This is a genomic window from Haloferax volcanii DS2 (genome assembly GCF_000025685.1).
Lineage (GTDB): Archaea > Halobacteriota > Halobacteria > Halobacteriales > Haloferacaceae > Haloferax > Haloferax volcanii.
The window spans coordinates 1,864,205-1,881,750 of sequence record NC_013967.1 but is presented as its reverse complement, the minus strand read 5'-3'; the positions used below and the strand labels follow the sequence as shown (position 1 = coordinate 1,881,750).

At 66.0% G+C, this 17,546-nt stretch carries 17 protein-coding genes and 2 pseudogenes; 9 read left to right on the top strand and 10 right to left on the bottom strand.

Annotated features, from left to right (window positions below; translation table 11 throughout):
- Positions 1-30 precede the first annotated feature (30 nt).
- The 6 genes from HVO_RS14490 to HVO_RS14465 form a co-directional block, all read right to left on the bottom strand.
- Entirely contained in the window at positions 31-222 is a 192-nt protein-coding gene (locus tag HVO_RS14490; RefSeq protein ID WP_004041921.1) for a hypothetical protein, read from the bottom strand.
- Positions 223-289: 67 nt separating this feature from the next.
- The gene (locus tag HVO_RS14485) at positions 290-1,408 is read right to left on the bottom strand and encodes a TrmB family transcriptional regulator (protein ID WP_004041920.1); all 1,119 of its coding nucleotides are present in this window, start codon (positions 1,406-1,408) and stop codon (positions 290-292) included.
- A 115-nt stretch (positions 1,409-1,523) separates the two neighbouring features.
- Entirely contained in the window at positions 1,524-2,579 is a 1,056-nt protein-coding gene (locus tag HVO_RS14480) for an ABC transporter permease (protein ID WP_004041919.1), read from the bottom strand.
- On the bottom strand, positions 2,576-3,706 hold the full coding sequence (locus HVO_RS14475) for an ABC transporter permease (RefSeq protein ID WP_004041918.1): 1,131 nt from the start codon (positions 3,704-3,706) through the stop codon (positions 2,576-2,578). The genes HVO_RS14480 and HVO_RS14475 overlap by 4 nt, the downstream gene beginning before the upstream one ends.
- A complete protein-coding gene (locus HVO_RS14470) occupies positions 3,703-5,271 on the bottom strand; it encodes an ABC transporter ATP-binding protein (RefSeq protein ID WP_004041917.1) in 1,569 nt (522 codons plus the stop codon). The genes HVO_RS14475 and HVO_RS14470 overlap by 4 nt, the downstream gene beginning before the upstream one ends.
- A 57-nt stretch (positions 5,272-5,328) precedes the next feature.
- Positions 5,329-6,540 carry a BMP family lipoprotein gene (locus tag HVO_RS14465; RefSeq protein ID WP_004041916.1) on the bottom strand — a complete coding sequence of 404 codons (1,212 nt, stop codon included), beginning with the start codon at positions 6,538-6,540 and terminating at the stop codon, positions 5,329-5,331.
- Between the two features lie 264 nt (positions 6,541-6,804).
- Here HVO_RS14465 and lrp point away from each other — a divergent pair, with 264 nt between their 5' ends.
- Complete coding sequence (gene lrp / locus HVO_RS14460; protein WP_004041915.1) at positions 6,805-7,266, top strand: HTH-type transcriptional regulator Lrp; 462 nt, start codon at positions 6,805-6,807, stop codon at positions 7,264-7,266.
- 9 nt (positions 7,267-7,275) lie between these two features.
- Here the strand turns inward: lrp and HVO_RS14455 are convergent.
- Positions 7,276-9,452 (bottom strand): annotated as a pseudogene (locus HVO_RS14455) (PAS domain S-box protein).
- A 189-nt stretch (positions 9,453-9,641) separates the two neighbouring features.
- On the opposite strand from HVO_RS14455, the gene HVO_RS14445 reads away from it, so the two are divergent.
- Complete coding sequence (locus HVO_RS14445; protein ID WP_004041912.1) at positions 9,642-10,034, top strand: DoxX family membrane protein; 393 nt, start codon at positions 9,642-9,644, stop codon at positions 10,032-10,034.
- Positions 10,035-10,064: 30 nt separating this feature from the next.
- On the opposite strand, the gene HVO_RS14440 is transcribed toward HVO_RS14445, so the two are convergent.
- Both HVO_RS14440 and HVO_RS14435 read right to left on the bottom strand, forming a co-directional pair.
- Positions 10,065-10,244, bottom strand: coding sequence for a hypothetical protein (locus tag HVO_RS14440; protein ID WP_004041911.1), 180 nt, complete (start codon positions 10,242-10,244; stop codon positions 10,065-10,067).
- A 102-nt stretch (positions 10,245-10,346) separates the two neighbouring features.
- Positions 10,347-11,504: a PAS domain-containing protein gene (locus HVO_RS14435; RefSeq protein ID WP_004041910.1), complete on the bottom strand. Its 1,158-nt coding sequence runs from the start codon at positions 11,502-11,504 to the stop codon at positions 10,347-10,349.
- Positions 11,505-11,689: 185 nt separating this feature from the next.
- Here HVO_RS14435 and HVO_RS14430 point away from each other — a divergent pair, with 185 nt between their 5' ends.
- From HVO_RS14430 to HVO_RS14410, 5 genes are all read left to right on the top strand, one after another.
- Positions 11,690-12,916, top strand: a complete 1,227-nt coding sequence (locus HVO_RS14430; protein WP_004041909.1) for a hypothetical protein — start codon at positions 11,690-11,692, stop codon at positions 12,914-12,916.
- 659 nt (positions 12,917-13,575) lie between these two features.
- Positions 13,576-13,803 (top strand): hypothetical protein, encoded by a 228-nt coding sequence (locus tag HVO_RS14425; RefSeq protein ID WP_004041908.1) that lies wholly within the window; start codon positions 13,576-13,578, stop codon positions 13,801-13,803.
- A 64-nt stretch (positions 13,804-13,867) separates the two neighbouring features.
- Positions 13,868-14,473 (top strand): hypothetical protein, encoded by a 606-nt coding sequence (locus tag HVO_RS14420; RefSeq protein WP_004041907.1) that lies wholly within the window; start codon positions 13,868-13,870, stop codon positions 14,471-14,473.
- A gap of 270 nt (positions 14,474-14,743) precedes the next feature.
- Positions 14,744-14,944 (top strand): hypothetical protein, encoded by a 201-nt coding sequence (locus tag HVO_RS14415; RefSeq protein ID WP_004041906.1) that lies wholly within the window; start codon positions 14,744-14,746, stop codon positions 14,942-14,944.
- Positions 14,945-15,206: 262 nt separating this feature from the next.
- The gene (locus HVO_RS14410) at positions 15,207-16,010 is read left to right on the top strand and encodes a DUF502 domain-containing protein (protein WP_004041905.1); all 804 of its coding nucleotides are present in this window, start codon (positions 15,207-15,209) and stop codon (positions 16,008-16,010) included.
- Between the two features lie 60 nt (positions 16,011-16,070).
- Here the strand turns inward: HVO_RS14410 and HVO_RS21570 are convergent.
- Positions 16,071-16,256: pseudogene (locus HVO_RS21570) on the bottom strand (hypothetical protein); the annotation flags it as partial.
- A 336-nt stretch (positions 16,257-16,592) separates the two neighbouring features.
- Between HVO_RS21570 and HVO_RS14400 the strand changes: the two are divergent.
- The gene (locus HVO_RS14400) at positions 16,593-16,865 is read left to right on the top strand and encodes a PRC-barrel domain-containing protein (RefSeq protein WP_004041903.1); all 273 of its coding nucleotides are present in this window, start codon (positions 16,593-16,595) and stop codon (positions 16,863-16,865) included.
- Between the two features lie 270 nt (positions 16,866-17,135).
- On the top strand, positions 17,136-17,495 hold the full coding sequence (locus HVO_RS14395; protein WP_004041902.1) for a hypothetical protein: 360 nt from the start codon (positions 17,136-17,138) through the stop codon (positions 17,493-17,495).
- Positions 17,496-17,546: the final 51 nt, after the last annotated feature.

Below are 17,546 nucleotides of genomic sequence, written 5' to 3'. Positions count from 1 at the left end.
TATCATTATTCGGATATTTTCAGACGCGACTCACTCCGTCCGCGACCGCTGACGCAGTTCGTTGATCAGCGTGGGAAGCACGACCCCCACGCCGAACAGCGCGACGAGTTCGACGAACCCGTCGTTCAGATATCGCTGCGCCAAGTACCACGACGTGAGCCCGAGGAACATGAACGCGAGCGTCGTCTTCATCTCGACAGTCAAAAGCGGGTCGCAGACCATACGCGGAGTTCGGGGAGAGCGCTTGTAAATTCGGCTTACTGGCGGAGAACGCGGCGGACGGCGACCGTCATCGGTTGAGCGCGTCCGAGCGAGCGATGAGTTCCGGGACCGACTGGCCGGACGATTCGACGACGTCGAGCGTCACGCGTCTGGCCTCGTAGGGTTCGACGATCGCACCGGGGCCGCCGACGCTCAGCTGTTCGGTGCCGTCGTCGATGAGGAACGCGTTCTCGATGGGAATCGAGTTCGTCGTCGGTTTCACGAGCCCCTGGGTGACGTCGGTAATCGTCCCGAACCGGGTTTCGAACGCCTCGTTCGAGTCCGCCGGTCTGAGTTCGATTTCCGCGACGAGCGTGTAGCCGCGTTTCAGATAGCGGGTCGCCGCGAAAATCGCGTGTCGGAAGCGGTCGTACGTCGCCGGAAGCTCGTCCGGTTCGTGGAGGTGAATCTCCTCGGCGAGCGGCCAGTAGTTTCCGAGAAACGACCCCACGAGCGCGGGGGAGAGGCGGTCTTCGGTGAAGCTAATCGCCTGGTGGTCCGACCCCCGCCCCATGACGAACTCCGGCGGGGAGAACAGCCCGTGTCGCCGGTCGACGCAGACGAGCATCGGGCCGCCGTCGGCCCAGTAGCGGACGACGCTGCCGAGTCCCTTCAGCGTCGACTCCGAGACGGCCTCGTCGCCGTGGCCGTTGGCGAGGACGAGCGTGAGCACCCTCCGGTCGACGGCGGCCTCCAATTCGGGTGCGAGGTCCGGCAGCAGCGACGCCGGCACCGACACGTTGACCTCGTTTTCGGCCTGTCGAACCAGCGACGCGATGCGCTTTTTCACGGTGGATTTTGACTTGATGACCTCGTAGCGTCTGTCCTCGCCGGGGTCGGGGTTGTGGATGGATTCGAGCTGCGTTTCGAGCGAGGACAACTGGTCGGAGAGCCGTCTGATGACGACCGCGGGGTCGACGGCGCGAATCGTCGTCGGCGTCTCGTGGTCGTTGACCTCGACGAGCCCGCGGTCCTCGAAGCTCCCGAGGACGTTGTAGACGTAGCGCTTGGACACGCCGGCGTGCTGGGCGAGTTCGCTCGCCTTGGCCTCGCCCTGTCCCAAGAGCGCGATGTAGGTGTCGGCCTCTTTGTCGGAGAAGCCGAACGTTTTCAGTCGTTCGCGGACGGTTGGTTCGTCGACAGTCACTAGCCTGTCTTTCGAGACGAACGGTAGTTGAATGTATGCGTTGGTGACAGCCCTGCGGCCACCGCAGGTCGGTCGAGCGGCGCGAACGGGGCCGAAAGGGGGAGTGTGCCGTGCCTTACTCTTCGGTGTCGTAGGACTCACCGACCGCCGACGGCACGCGCGTGTAGCCGACGCCGACGAGGACCACGAGCACGGCGACGTAGGGGAACAACCCGGTGATGCTCCCCGGCAGCGAGATGCCGATGGTTTGCAGTTGAATCTGGAGCATGTCCATCGCCCCGAACAGGAGCGACGCGCCGTACGTCCCGAGGGGGTTGTAGTTGCCGAAGAGGTACGCGACGATGGCAATCCAACCGCGGCCGTCGACCATCGTCACGCCGGTGCCGGTGAAGCCGCTGCCGATGCCGATTGACAGGACCGCGCCGCCCAAGCCGGCCATGACGCCCGAGAAGACGACGGTCGCGTAGCGGACGCGGTTGACGTCGATGCCGGCGGTGTCGAGCGCCTCCGGGTTCTCGCCGGCCGCCTGGACCCAGTAGCCGTAGCGCGTCCGGAACAGGACGGCCCACGCCGCGACGGCGACCACGATGGTCAGCAAGACCAGCGGCGAGGCGTCGAAGAACAGTCGTCCGAGGACCGGAATCTCTGCGAGGACGGGCACGGCAATCGTATCGATGTTCGGGAGCGACGGGCTGGAGACGCCGCCCCACAGCACGGTGGCGGCGAACGGCCCGAAGCCGAGGCCGATGAACCAGACGGCGAGGCCGGCGACGATTTGGTTGGCCTCGTACCGAATCAACAGGACGGCAAACAGCGTCGCCAGCACGCCGGAGACGACCGCGACCGCGACGAAGGCCACCCAGAGGTGTGCCTGCGTGATACTCCCGTCGCCGGCGAGGAGCCACGCGACCGCGGCACCGACGAGCGCGCCGAATATCATGAACCCCTCCAGCCCGATGTTGAACACGCCGCTTTTCTCGGCGTACAGGCCGCCGATGGCCGCGAGCGCGATGGGCGTCGCCGCCTGCAAGGCGCGTTCGAGCGCGCCGACCGTCACGAGGTCAGACCCCGGAAGGTCGACGAAAAGCAGAAGCGCGATGACGGCGACGAGCGCGACGAGCGCGCCAACGAGCGTCCGCTGGTCGTCGAGAAGCGCGCGAGCGGTGCTCATTCGCGGTCACCTCCGAGCGAGGTGTGCTGCCCCGCCGCGCGGAACAGTTCCGGCGCGGCGACGAACAGGACGATGAGGCCGATGACGCCGTCGACGAGTTCGCTCGGCACGTCGAGCGTGAAGCCGATGTACTGGCCGCCGGCGTCGAGGCCGCCGAACAGCAGGCCGGCGGGAACCACGCCGAGCGGGTTGTTCGCCGCGAGGAGGCTCACGGCGATGGCGTCGAAGCCGAACGTGGGGAACGTGTTGGGGTCGCTGTAATAGCCGAGAATCATAATCGCAAACAGTGCGCCGGCGAGGCCGGCAATCATCCCGGAGATGGTCATCGTCCGAACGATCATCCGCTTGGGGTCGACGCCGGAGTATTTGGCCGCCGGCTCTTGGTAGCCGCTCGTGACGAGGTCGTATCCGAAACCGGTCCGGTCCATCACCAGATAGACGACGACGACCGTCAGGAGCGCCACGCCGAGTCCGAGAATCGAAAACGACGGGCTCTCGAAGACGAGTCCGGGCAGTCCGACGTAGTCGGGGAACTGTTCGGTGTTCGGCGCGGCCGCCCCTTCCGGGCGGAGATACGCGTCGAGCAGGAAGTAGACGACACCCGAGGCGATGAAGTTCAGCATGATGGTCGTGATGACCTCGTTCGCACCGGCGTACGCCTTCATCACGCCCGGGAGCGCCCCGTACGCGCCGCCAGCCGCCAGCGCCAACAGCGTGGCCAGCGCCAACAGCGGAATCGCGGAGACCGGCGAATTCGGGAGCAGCGGCGCGGCGAACAGGATGCCGAGGGTGGCCGCGAAGCCGCCGACGACGAACTGGCCCTGCACGCCGATGTTGAACACGCCCGCGCGGAACGCGACCGCGACCGCGACGCCCGTCAGAATCAGCATCGACGACTGCCGGAGCATGAACGCGAGGTTCGAGACGTTCCCGACCGCGCCGTAGACGAGCGACGAGACGAACTCGACGGCGTCGTACCCCGAGGCGGCGACGATGACCGCGCCGATGAGCAACGCGAGCGCGGTCGCGACGAGCGCGATGACGACGCGTTCGAGCACCGAGGCGTCGAGCATCCGGGCGGCGATGCGGTCCGCGAGAGACCGGACGCCGGTCGCAGCGTCGCTCACGCGTCACCCTCCGCGCCGCGCGCCGCGCGTTCGGTGCCGTCCCGAGCCCGGCCTGCCATCAGCAGGCCGAGTTCCTCTTCGGTCACGTCGTCGGGGTCGACGGTGTCGACGACCGACCCCTCGTACATGACTGCCGTGCGGTCAGAGAGCTTCTGAACCTCGTCGAGCTTCGACGAGACGAGGAGGATGGCGACGCCCTCCGCCCGCATGTCCTGGAACCGCTGGTGGATGAACTCGATAGAGCCGATGTCGACGCCGCGGGTCGGATGGGCCGCGACGAGCACCGACGGGTCGCGTTCGAGTTCGCGGCCGACGATGAACTTCTGTTGGTTGCCGCCCGAGAGCGATTTCGCGGTCGCCTCGGGGTTCCGCGGGCGCACGTCGTACGCTTCGATTATCTCGTCGGCGTGGTCACCGATTCGCTGCCAGTCGAGGAAGAGCCCGTCCGAAAAGGCGTCCATCGTCTGATTGCTCAAAAGCGCGTTCCTGACGAGCGAGTAGTCCTGGACGAGGCCTTCTTCGAGCCGGTCGCCGGGGACGTACGAGACGCCGTCTTCGATGCGGCGACGACGGGACAGCTCGGTGATGTCGCGCCCTTGGAGCGAGACCGTGCCCCGCTCCGGGGTTCGCATCCCGGTGATGGCCTCGATGAGCTCCTGTTGGCCGTTGCCCTCGACGCCGGCGATGCCGAGAATCTCTCCTTCCCGAACCGAGAGGCTCACGTCGCGGACCTGTTCGAGCCCGCGCTCGTCGCGCACGGTCACGCCGTCGACGGTGAGCGCGACCTCGCCGGGGGTTCCGCCCCGCGAGTCGACGTCGAACAGCACCTCTCGGCCGACCATCATGCGGGCGAGTTCGTTCTGCGAGGTCGCCGCCGCGTCGACCGTCCCGACTGCGCTCCCGTCTCTGAGGACGGTGATGTCGTCGGCGGCGTGCATCGCTTCGTCCAGCTTGTGGGTGATGAAGATGAGCGACCGCCCGTCGGCGGTGAGCGCCTCCATCACGTCGAACAGCCCCTCGACTTCTTGGGGCGTCAACACGGCCGTCGGCTCGTCGAGGATGAGCGTGTCGGCACCTCGATAGAGGCTCTTGACGATTTCGACGTGCTGTTGGATGCCGAGTCCGAGCTCTTCGATTGGCGTGTCGAGGTGCTCGTCGACGGAGAAGCCGTAGGTGTCGCAGATGTCGGTGATGCGACGACGGGCCGCCTGCTCGTCGACGAGGCCCCGCGTCGAGGGCTCGTGACCGAGCACGATGTTCTGGAGGACGGTCATGTTGTCGACGAGCTGGAAGTGCTGGTGAATCATCCCGATGCCCGCCGCGATGGCGTCCCTGGGGGAGTCGAACGAACGGGGTTCGCCGTCGACGGCCATGGTCCCCTCGTTCGGGTCGTACAGGCCGTACAGGACGTTCATCAGCGTCGTCTTACCCGCGCCGTTCTCACCGATGACGGCGTGAATCGACCCGCGGTCGAGGGTGAGGTCGACGCTGTCGTTGGCGACGACGTCGCCGAAGCGTTTCGTGATGTCCGTGAGCTGAACTGCTGGTGCGGTCGTGTCTGTCATGGGTTGGAGTCTACGCTATCTCGAAAAAGCCTGCGAGGTGGTGCCATGGCTGCGTCGCTAGCAGCCGCTGGCGCTACACGGCACGGTGACGTCGCCGTTGATGATGGCCTCTCTCGCCGCTTCGAGGTTCTCCGTGACCACGTCCGGAAGCTCGTCGCCGACCGCCTGCCCTAAGACGACGCGGACGGCCTCCTCTTCGAGACCGAGGATGTTCGAGCCCTGCACCGCCGACCAGTTGTCCTGCACGGTGGCCTCCGCGACCTCGTAGGTCCCCTCGTTGATGTACTTCACCGCAGAGCCCATGATGACGTCTTGGTACTCGGGGAGCGTGACGGACTGGTCCGCGTCGACGCCGATGGCGAAGCGATTTGCGTCCTGCGCCGCCTGGAAGACGCCCTGTCCCGCCGCCGCCGCCGCGTGGTAGACGATGTCCGCGCCGGCGTCGTACTGCGAGGTGGCGATGTTGTTGGCGGTCTGCGTGTCCGTGTAGTTCCCGATGTAGCCGACGGTGACGTCGAGGTTCTCGTCGACCCACTCGACGCCCGCCCGGTAGGAGCGCTCGAAGGCGTTGATGAGCGAGCCGTCGACGCCGCCGACGAACCCGACGGTCGACGAGTCCGGGTCGAGCGAGTTCCCCTCGTAGGGGAGTTCGCGGGTCGTCATCGTCCCCGCCAGCACGCCCGCCTGGAACGACATCTGGTGGTTCGCCCACGTGTACCCCGCGACGTTCGGCTGGTCGATGGAGTCGTTAATCAACATCCAGTTCTGGTCCGGGTACGCCTCGGCGTTCGTCTGGAGCGCCTGCGTGTGGTTGTAGCTGACCAGTACGACGAGGTCGTAGTCGGGGTTCGTGCTCTCGGCGAGTCGAGACTGAACCGTCTGGTAGTTCGACTGGTTCGTCTCCTCGACCTGCTGAATCTCGATGTCGTACTCCTCGGCCGCCGTCTGAAGCCCTTGCAGCGCGAGGTCGTTGAACGCTTGGTCACCGAAGCCGGCCGGACTGGAGACGATTGCGACGTTCGTCGTCTCACCCTCCGACCCGCCGCTTTCGGTCGTCTCGCCGGTGGTCTCCGGGTCGCCGCCGCCGTCGTCCGCGGCGGTCGTCGTGGTGGTCTCGTCGTCCGACCCGCCCCCGAGACAGCCCGCGACCCCAGCTATCGCCGCGAGGCTGATTCCCGATTTGAGAACGTCGCGCCGCTCGATGCCGCGTCGTGTCTCCCGAGTCGTCTCGTCTGCCGCATCTCCGTTTCCAGTGTCCCTTGCTGCCATTGTGTTTCCTCAGACTCACTCAGTCCTGAGTAACATAAATAATTATTCGCTATTTTCATATTGTGAACGGGTGAGAGGAAAGTGTGAGATATTCGTTTATCGCACGTCCGCTCGAAAACGGCCGGGTGCGACGAGGCGGCCGCACGACAAACGCGCTTCGACCGTCACGTTCGACCTAGTTTCCGGACGCCACTGGGCGACGATTCACCGAATCGTCAATTTAGACCGGGAGATTAATCACAATCACACGCAAAATTCCCGAAGATGACCTACGAGAACCTCGATTCCGACCTCATCAACGCACTCCTCGAAGACGGGCGACGCAGCCTTCGGAGCCTCGCCGAAGAGCTCGACGTGTCGGTGACGACCGTCTCGAATCACCTGCGAGACCTCGAAGACGAGGGCATCATCGAGGGCTACACGCCCCGCGTCGACTACGACGCGCTCGGCTACGACGTGACCGCGGTCATGCACCTCAAAGTCGAGGGCAGCGCCCTCGCGGAAGTCACCGAACTGCTCGCAGACGAACCGCAGATGGTCTCGGTGTACGAGGTCACCGGCGACTACGACGTGCTCGCGGTCGGGAAGTTCAAGAACACCGACGACATGAACCGCCAAATCAAGGCGCTGTTGAGCGAGGCACCGATTCGCGAGTCGAACACGAGCGTCGTCCTCAACGCGGTCTCCGAGAACGAGCAGTTCGACCTCGGGGACGACGACGCCTAAGTCGGTCGCTCACTCGACGCGGAACTCGAACCGCGCACCGCCCTCGGTGCCCTCCGTGACCCCACCTCCCAGTCGTGTGCGGCCGCTATCTGCGAGACGATGTTCAGGCCGAAGCGGGTCCCCTGCGCCGACGTGGTGTAGCCGGCCTCGAACACGGTGTCGCGGTCCTCTGGGTCGATGCCCACGCCGTCGTCTTCGACGTAGAACCCGCGGTCGGTCTCGCCGGCGGTGACGGCCACGCCGCCGTCGCCGGAGCCGTGCTCAACGGCGTCACCAGACGCGGTCTGGTTGCCCGTCGAGCCGTGCTCGACGGCGTTCCGAAACAGATTTTCGAGGAGTTGTTGGAGTTGCTCGGGGTTGGCGTCGAGGCCCAGTTCGGTCTCGACGGTGAGCGTGGCGTCGCCGGTCATCACGTTCTGCCAGCACGTCCGCGCGAGGTCGGACAGCGCGACCGATTGGATATCCATGGCGTCGTTCCCGTCGTGGGCGAGGACGAGCAGGTCGCTGATGAGGTCGTCCATGCGGTCCAGCGCCCGGCTGATATCGTCGATGTGGTCGCTGTCGCAGTCGTCTGCGAGCAGTTCGAGCCGACCCATCGCGACTTGCAGCGGGTTGCGGAGGTCGTGGCTCACGACGCTCGCAAAGCGGTCGAGTCGCTCGTTTTGCTCGACGAGTTCGGCCTCCCGTTGCTTCTGCTCGCTGATGTCTCGAATCATCGCGACGAACAGGTCCTCGCCGTCGACGTTGAGTTCGATGAGATGCACTTCGGTCGGGAACGTCGTGCCGTCGCGGCGTTCGAGCGCACCTTCGAACCGGGTGGGTTCGTTCGGCGGCAGGCCGGCCCAGAACGACCGCGACCGCTCCGGTTCGGACGTGGGGTCGAGCTCCCAGACGGTCTTGCCGACGAGTTCCGCCTCGCTGTACCCCAACTCCTCGCACATCCGTTGGTTCACGTCTCGGATGCTGCCGTCGTCGGTGTGGACGACGACGAGGTCTGGTGAGTGTTCGGACAGGGCTTCGAGCCGCGCGGTGTTCGACCGCAAGAGCTCCTCGCACGTCTTCCGCGGCGTGATGTCGTCCTGAAAGCCGACGAAGAAGTCGATTACGCCGTCGTCGTCGAACAGGGGCGCGATGCGCACGCGGTTCCAGAACTCGGTGCCGTCCTTGCGGTAGTTCAGTAGCTCGGTCGTCACGGCCTCGCGCTCGTCGACCGCCGCCCGCAGTTCGGCGACGGCGTCCTCGTCGGTCGCTTCGCCCTGCAAGAACCGACAGTTCCGCCCCAGGACCTCGTCGCGGCTGTACCCGGTGAGGGCGGTGAACTCGTCGTTGACGTAGACGATGGGGTTGTCGGTTTGGCTGGGGTCGGTGAGCACGATGCCGATTGGCGCTTCGTCCATCGCCCGCTCCCGACGCGACAGGCGCTCTTCGAGCGTGTCGCTGCGCGACGCCGTCCAGACGAGCGACCCGTCGCTCGTGGACGTGAGCGTGTGCTCCACCTCGATGCGGTCGCCGTCCCCGCGGACGAGCGACGACCGGCCCGACCAGCGCCCCTCGCGGGCTTCGGACAGTATCGCGTCGCGGGTCGGTTGCAGTTCGTCGTCGGGGACGAACGACCCCCACCTGCGACCGACGAGGCCCTCGCGGTCGGAGCCCAACAGCGTCGCAGAGGCCGCGTTCGCGTACTCGACCGTCCCGTCTTCGTCGAGGATGCAGACGGCGTCGCGCGCGGTCTCGACGGCCGTGAGCCCCCATTCGAGCGCTCGCGAGGTTCGGGCGCGCTCGGCGGCGTTCTCGATGCGGGCGGCGAGGAGTTGGTGTCGGGCCGCGTCGTCGCGCTTGCGAAAGTGGTCGGTCGCGCCCGCCGAAATCGCCTCGTTCGCGACCTCGTCGTCGCTCTGTTCGGTAACGAGGATAAACGGTAGTTCGGGGAACTCGGCGCGGACGCGGTCCAGCACGTCGAGACCGCCGAGGGCGGGCAGGTCTTAGTCGCAGACGACGCAGTCGAACGCCGCGTCACCGCCCCGAATCCGGTCGAGTGCGGCCCGCGGGTCCGACTCGGTATGGACCGTAAAGCGCTCGCGCTCGCGTTCCAAGCGCGCCGCGAAGTCGCAACCGCCGCCGACGTAGAGAACGGCGATAGACGCCGGTTTCGAGAGTGAACGCGGCGCGTCACGAGATGAGTCCATACGCGGTGGTAGATGACGCCAAGAGAACATAATGGTGGTGCCGGGCGAAGCCGACGCAGCAGTGCGCGCCCGCGGAGTCCGCGACGCGAGAGCGGCCGAAGTCGGCGGACGGAGCGCAGAACGATGAAAAGCGTACCGGGCGGTCTGTAACCAGAGCGCTTATAATTAGCAATCCGCTTTCAAACGGTGATGACAGACACCGACGAATCCGAACGCAGCACGCCATCCCGGCTCGCCCGCGCCCTCTTCGCGAGCGGCCTCGCGATTCTGGCGATTCGCAACCTGACCGACCTCGACGGCCGCATCGCCTACGCGGAGGCGAAAGGCGTCCCCGAGGCGGACCGACTCGTTCCCGCGGCGACCGGCCTGCTTCTCGGCGGGAGCCTCGGCGTCGGGTTCTGGAAGCTTCCCCGACTCGCCTCCGCGAGCATCGCGGCGTTCTTCGCCGGCGTCACGCCGACGATGCACGACTTCTGGGCCGTCGACGACGACGCCCGCGACGAGGAGCTCACGTCGTTCCTCCAGAACCTGACGCTGTTCGGCGCGGCGCTGGCGTTCTTCAAGCGCGCTTCGGACGAATAACAGCCCGGACGCAGCCGGTCCGTCTTTTTGTTACGTATCCACGGCATACTCGTCGATGCGGTCTGGTCCGAACCGGAGCGCGTACAGATACCACAGCCCGACGGCGGTCCAGCCGGCCGCGACGAGCGGCGAGTCATCGAACCACCGGTACGTCGCGAAGCCGAACGCGGAGAGGGCGAGGACCTGATAGAGTCGAACGTGGGCCGACACGGTCGCGGCTGATACCCGCCGCGAGCATAGTTCTTACTCACACCGGGGACGGACACCCCACCGTTTCCAGTATCTGGGTGCCGACAGCCATCGGCCGCCGCGTCAGGACGACCCCGCGTCGTCGGCCGGACGATGAAAGCGGATCGAACAGTCGAGCGCACCGTTGTCGTCCCGGACGGGACGGATATCGAGGCGGCTCACGAAGGGGTCGCCGTGGGCGTCGTAGTTGCGAATCTCGGTCGAAATCGACTCGCCGGCGTCGCCGGCCCGCCGAACCTCGGCGACCGTCTCCGGGTCCGTCTCGGGACCACAGAGGAACCGGTAGCTGCGCCCCGTCACCGACTCGGCGTCGTAGCCCGTGAGCGTCTCGAACGCCGCGTTGAGATAGACGATGGGGTTGTCAGGCCGCGAGGGGTCGATGACGACGATGGCGACTTCGACGGCGTCGAGCACCCGGCCTTTCAGCTCGGCTTCCGCCCGCAGCGCGTCGACCTCGGTGAGCTCTTGGACGATGCAGACGTGGCCCCCGTCGTCCATCTGCGTCAGCACGAGGCGCTCGGGGACGGCTTCGCCGTCTTTGGTGATACCGGTCGAAAGCCCCCGCCACGACCCCTCTGATTCGAGCTGCGGGAGGATTTCGTCGTGGAAGCGTCGCGCCTCGTCGGCCGGGTAGAGGATGTCCCAGTGCTCACCGATGAGTTCGGACCGGTCGCGGTTGTAGAGCGCGGCGTACGCCTCGTTGAGGTACTGGTAGACGCCGTCGTCGTCGATGATGCCGATTCCCTCCTCGGCAGATTCGATGGCGAGAAAGCCGCGTCGCATGTGCGTCTCGGCCCAGTACTTCTCGACGAGGTTCGAGACCTTGTTCGCCAACACCGGGTACTCCTCGGGACCGCCCTTCTGGAGGTACTCGTCGACGCCGGCGGAGATGGCACGGCTCGCAATCTCCTCGCTCCCCTTGCCGGTAAAGAGGACGAAGGGAATCTCGATGGACCGCTCGCGCGCCGCCGTCAGCAGTTCGAGCCCGTCCATCCCCGGCATGTCGTAGTCGCTCACGACGCAGTCGTACTCTCCGTCTGTGAGTTCGTCGAGCGCCGACTCCGGGTCGGTGTACGTCTCCGTCTCGGCATCGTCGGGTTCGCGTTCGAGGAAGGTCGCGGACAGATCCACCATCGCTTCGTCATCGTCGACCAGCAGAATTCGCATCGCACGCTGTCCCGTGCTGAACGGAGCGATGCCGTGGAGCGGAGACACGTCCATTACATCCGTGGTATCACGGCACAACGATAAAAACAGCTACGGCGGCGGCCGAACGGGGCGACGACGGGCACGGACCGCCCGCGACACCGGGAACCGAGGGAATAGACGCCTGTATAGAATATATATTACTAGATGATGTGGGCGGCAAGAAATTATATCCGGTGTGGGACAGTTGACACACACATATGGAAGTGGTCAGAAACGTCCGAGAACTCACGGCGGTTCTCGAACAGTTGACGGAGATGACGGGCGCGGTTATCGGGGTCGAACTGGCGAGCGGAGGCGATTCGACCGCGGCGAGTGTCTCGGCTTCCGCCACCGTCGAGTACGACCTCGCATCCGAGTGCGCGGTGGACCCGAACCGACTCCGCGTGTCGTCACCCGCGGCGGCGGTTACCGACGGCCTGCTTCGACTCGAACTCGACGTGACGCTCGCGCCCCCGGAGAGCGGAGCCGCCGAACCGGAACCGATGTCGTCCGGACGCGCCGGCGAGGACGACCCCGAACCGACTGCGTCGCCGGTCGCCCGAACCGACGGGTCCGGGACGCGCAACTCGTCGGTCGACCCACCCGTCACCCCCGGCGCGTCGCCGCCGACGATGGAGTCCGCGGTCCCGACGGTGAAAGACGGAGCGCCGGAGCGCGACCGGGCCGCAGCGGAATCGGCCGACGACGCCGGCGAGGCGGCCGCGGGGGCGGACGCGGACGCCAGCCGAAAGACAGCGACGGGCGCGGACGCAGACGCGAAGACTGAACCCGAGACGGTACCGGCCCATCACGACCCGGTTCGGCTTCGGGAGGCCTACGAGACCTGCGAGACGTTCAAGGAGATGACCGACGCCCTCGGCGTCGACGTGACCCCACAGACCGTCCGCAACCAGATGATTCAACGCGGGATTCACGAGCCGGATAGCTACGGCCCGTCGTCCGAACCGGCGTCTTCGGGCGGAACGAGCGACGGCGACGACGAAGTGCGGAACTCGGAGCCGAGCGTTGCCGACGCGGAGGACGCGACCGAGTCCGAACCGGCTCCCGAACCGTCTCCCAAACCGGAATCGAACGCGGCCCCGGACGCCGACGCGGACGCCGAGTCGGTCGCGCTCGACGCCGACGAGACGAGCGGGACGACCGAGGAGTCGCCGACCGCGACCGACCTCCCGTCGCTTCCCGCGTCGCTGTCCTCGCTCGACTGCTCGACGGCGGACGTGTGTGCGGCAGTCGCGGGCGCGAAGACGCTGTACGAAGTCGAGCGTCGCCTCGGACTCGACCGCGCCGAGGTCCGTGAGGCGCTGACCGCGCTCGACCTCCTCGACCTCGTCACCGGACGGATGGCCCGGCGCGACGCGTCGGCGGCGAGTCCCGCCGACGTTCGAACCCGAGTGTGCGCCGCGCTCGATGAGAACGCCGAGTGACTCGGCCGGAGGAGCATCGGCGCGACGAGAGACGCCGCCCCACCGGGAGCGACGACGGAACATCTTTGATTTCAAAGTATGATTGAAATAGTGTATTTACTGCGTATTCGGCCGTGGTGTCCGCCGCAACTCGGCCGGAAACGCGCTCACCGATGTCAGTGAGCGCGCCCGGGAGACACGTCCGGCCGGACCAGCCAGTACGTTCGACAGACGGCCGCGTGCCGCCCGGACCCACGAGATGCGAACGGTACGCGGCTCGAACAACACGAAACACGGCTCGAACGGACAGTTCGCGGTGGCCGATACGGCCTACGAGAGCCTCCATCTCTCGCCGCCGTTCCCGAGGCCATCACGGAACGTCGCCGTCCGTCTTCGCGGCTCTCCACGGTCAAGTGGCGGAGTGACGGGGTTCTGAGAACGAAGCCCAGCATCGTTGACCGCCCGCCGACGGCGCGACACCCTACACTCGACGCCGGGCGTCTCTTGGGGGCTTTCGGGCGAGCGCCGGCGTCTGCACCATCTGGTTCAGTTGGTCCCCGGCTACCGCTTCGAATAGTCTACTATATCTAATGTATCCGAGTTATTATCAGATTTAAGTAATTCCGTTTTCGCACGCGACACCACGACCGGTTTTCAGACACACTATAACGTTTTTACTGGTGTTAGATCTCACGGCCGCGACGCTCCCCACCGGTGCGGCGGGCGTCGCGGCTGAGGCGGACGCGAGCGCGCTCGATTCGAGCGTCCAGTCGGCGGCGAACGCGTCCGCCTCGCCGGACGTGACCGCCGCCTTCGCGACGGCCACGGGGGCTACGTCGAGAACGACGAACGTCGCCATCGCGGCGCTCCTGTTCGGGGTCGGACGCCGAGTACGGCGCGAGAACTGAACGAACACGGGCCCTCGAGGGTCTGTGTCGAATCTTTATCCGTGTGGGCGTCTAGCAGGGAGGTATGAACGGCCCGGACACCGCGGACGAAACGAGTTTCTATTTCGACTACGAGCTACAGGTCGATGCGACCCGCGACGCCGTAGCGAAGCTCGCTCGTGAGGTCCTCCAGTACGAGTGGGCCGACTATCTCCGCGCGTCGCCCCCGGGGGGCACCCACGCGTGGCACGCCCTCGACTCTGGCAAGCCGTGGGGTCGCGTCACGCCCGCGGCGTGGGACCGCGGCCGCGACCGCGGCTACGACCTCCACTTCGAGCATTACCCGACGCCGCGCGCCCTCCAGCGCGGGCAGTTCCGGCTCGAACTCCACCTCGAAGACGGTATCCACGGCGACGCCGACTTCTCGGGCGACTCGCCGTACGCGGCGCTCCGCGGCCGACTCGTCGCGGCGCTCGACGAGGCGCGCGACGAACGCGACGACCTCCCCACCGGCGAGTTCGGCACCGGGCGGACGCTCTGGCGGGTCGACTCGCAGTTCCTCGCGGGCGACACCGTCGCCTACTACGAGGCGCTCCGCGAGGCGCTGTCGGCCCACGAGCCGTTCGTCGACGCCGTGGCGGCCGTCCTCGACGACGAACTCCCCGAGCGCGACCCGTTCGACGGCGAGTAGCGCGCCGGGGAGAACCGCCGAGGCGCGGTGCGAGTCGAGTCATGCGAGTCCCGTCCGCGAGTGGTGACGCTCCCGATAGCGGCGCGTCTGACGCTCCCGACTGCCGTCATCGTCCGACTACGAGTCCGTCAGAGTGACTCGTATCGGTGTGAAGGCGACCGCAACAGAAAGTGCACAATCCACCTGACAATACCACTATATAGTCACATTTGGATACTAGATTCCGGAGTTGCGAAAGAATTATACTATTCACCGCCCGTTAGTGAAACGATGACGCAAACACTCGAGGTCGCCCCGCACGTAATCACGGAGGGGTCGACCATCCGGCATTCGACGCTGTGTACGGAACAGACGGTGGTGGAGATCGAAGACGAGACCGTCCGGACGATGTACGACGACGAGGAGTTCGTCTACCCGCGCGAACAGCTCGCGGTCGACCTCTCGGTCGGACGGTTCGAAGTCGTCTCCTGACCCCGCGTTCGGGACGGCACGGGCCGCCGTCTCGCCTTCCGTCGTCGCTCACGGTTACCGTACCCGCATCTTCTCGGCCCGCTTGTGGTCCCCGTTTTCGTCGCGCTCGCCGGACTCGCTTCCCGCCGGACGCTCGCAGAGCGTCAGCGCCGGCACGCGCCTGAAACACAGACGGTTCGACTGCCAGTACTATTTTTACCGCCCACGGGAATCTCCGGGCGTGTCTTCCGCAGACCCTCCGCGCTCGCCGGGTACACTCGCCGTGAGCGCTAAGGAAACCGGTCAGTCGCTGTACGAACGGGCGTACAACACCCTGCTGACGGGCGTGGCGATTATGATTCCCATCGTCATCACGCTGTACGTCCTGCGCGTCGGCATCGACTTCGTCAGAAACGCCCTCGAACCGTTCATCGAACTCCTGCGCTGGGCGGGCGTCATCAGCCGCTTCGAGAGCGTCGAGTTCATCAGCCTCCTCATCGACCTCGGCGTCTACTCGTTCGTCGTCGACTTCTTCACCGAGTTGGTCGCGCTGTTGGTCCTCTTCGCAATCGTCGCAGTCGTGGGAACCGTCGGTCGCAACCAGTACGGCGAGAAGATAATCGGCGTGTTCGACCTCGTGGTCTCGTCGATTCCGGGCGTCGGCACGGTGTACAAGAGCTTCCGCCGCATGGGCGACGTGGTCCTCGACGAGGGGGCCGACGAGTTCCAGGACGTGAAACTCGTCCAGTGTTTCGACGACGACGTGTACGTGCTGGGCTTCCAGACGGGGGGGTCGCCAGCGACCATCGAACAGTCGACCGGCCACAAGGAGATGGTCTCGATGTTCCTCCCGCTCGCACCGAACCCCGTCACCGGCGGCTTGCTCACCTACATCCCCGCCGACGACGTGTACGACATCGACATGACCGTCGAGGAGGGCATCCGGAGCATCCTCACGAGCGGCGTCGCCACCGACGAGGACGAGGACGCCCTCGGCGTGAACATGTCCGAACTCCGCGGCACCGAACGGTTACAGGACATCCGCGAGTCGATGATTACGACCGACGAGAAGCGAGACGACGACTGACCGCAGCGCAGTCGGACGGAGGCGAGTCGCGTTTCCGAGGTCGGCTCCGGGCGGTTCGCCGCCGCTGCCTCCGAACTCGCTCGACAGGATACCGGGGAGGTCGGTCGGCCAACTGACGACCGCGCAGACGACCATCACGCCGACCGCGGCCGGATAACCCCAGACGGTGACCGCGTCGAGCACGAAGTCGAGAGCGACGAATCCCGAGCGGATGACGGCACCGCTGACGGCCGCCGCAACGGCCAACAGCTGCCGGAAAAAAGCGCGCTCGCCGGCGACTTCGGAGACCAGAATGTGGCCAGAGGCCCCGGTAGTGGTGGTGGGTCTACGGAAGGAACACCGAGGCCCAGCTATCCTGACCAGATAGCTATCTGTTAGGTGAGCCTAAATACGTATCGGAAATTGTGGATATTCGCCGTTCACGCCGCCACGAGCGCCTAAAACGACGTTTCAGTCACGGTGGCGCACGCCGAAACTGGAAACCGCGTCCGGACCGAGCGCACCGCAGGCGTCGCAACCGCGGAGCCGACACGGCCTGCGCCGACCGAGGTATTTTTTATTGACACGTCCGATACCGGAGGTATGGTCCCCCAGTCACCGACGGGCATCGAACCGATTCCGAGTATCGAAGGCCGCCCCGTGTACACCGCCTCGGGCGAGCGATTGGGCGAGGCCGTCGACCTCTGTGTCGACCTCGACGCCGACCGCGTGACCGCGCTTCTCGTCTCCGTCGAAGACCCCCCGGAGGGGTTGGAAGTCGGCCCGCGCGGCGTCCGAGTGCCGTTCAAGTGGATACGGGGGATGGCCGACATCGTCGTCCTGACGGGTGACCCGGCGCTCGAAGCCGCCGACTGACCGCGGCGACTTCGCTCGACTGGCCGCTCCGTCGGACAACGTTGATATACTCCGAACGACGACTGTACGGCGGGCAGTCGATGAGTCAGGATGTGGACAGCACGATTGCCCAATCACGCCTATCCGTCCCGCCCGGTTGCCTCTGACGGGCGGCCGATGGTCCGGCGATTCGACCGCGGGCTGTGAGCACGCAGCCCGCGGGGACGCCGCGAGGCGGTCGCGGAAAACTGTTGTAGATACGTTGATACGAGTGGACCGAGTAGGCGGCGTATGAGTCTCTACGAGTCGATTCATCAGTTCGTCGGCGAGCGCGAGACGCTCCGGTCGGTGAGGCACTACGAGGAGATGACGGTGCTCCTGACCGAGACGCGACTCGTCCAGATTCGACACGACGGCGAGCAGGCGAACCCCGAGGAGGTCCGGGAGGTACGGACGATACAGCTCAACCGCCCCGTCTTCGCCGACTGTTCCGTCGAACTCGAACCGGAGCGGACCATCGTCGGCTTCCACGACAGCACCGGCGAGACGGTTCGACTGGTCACGCTTCCTGCCCGCGACTTCGAGTTCGCGGCGACGTTTTCGGCCGTCGTCGGAGACGCCGAAGTCGGCGCACCGCTCGCCGGAGACTGATTCGAGCGACGCGACGCGACGGGAGGAGTGGGGAGAACGACGACGACATCC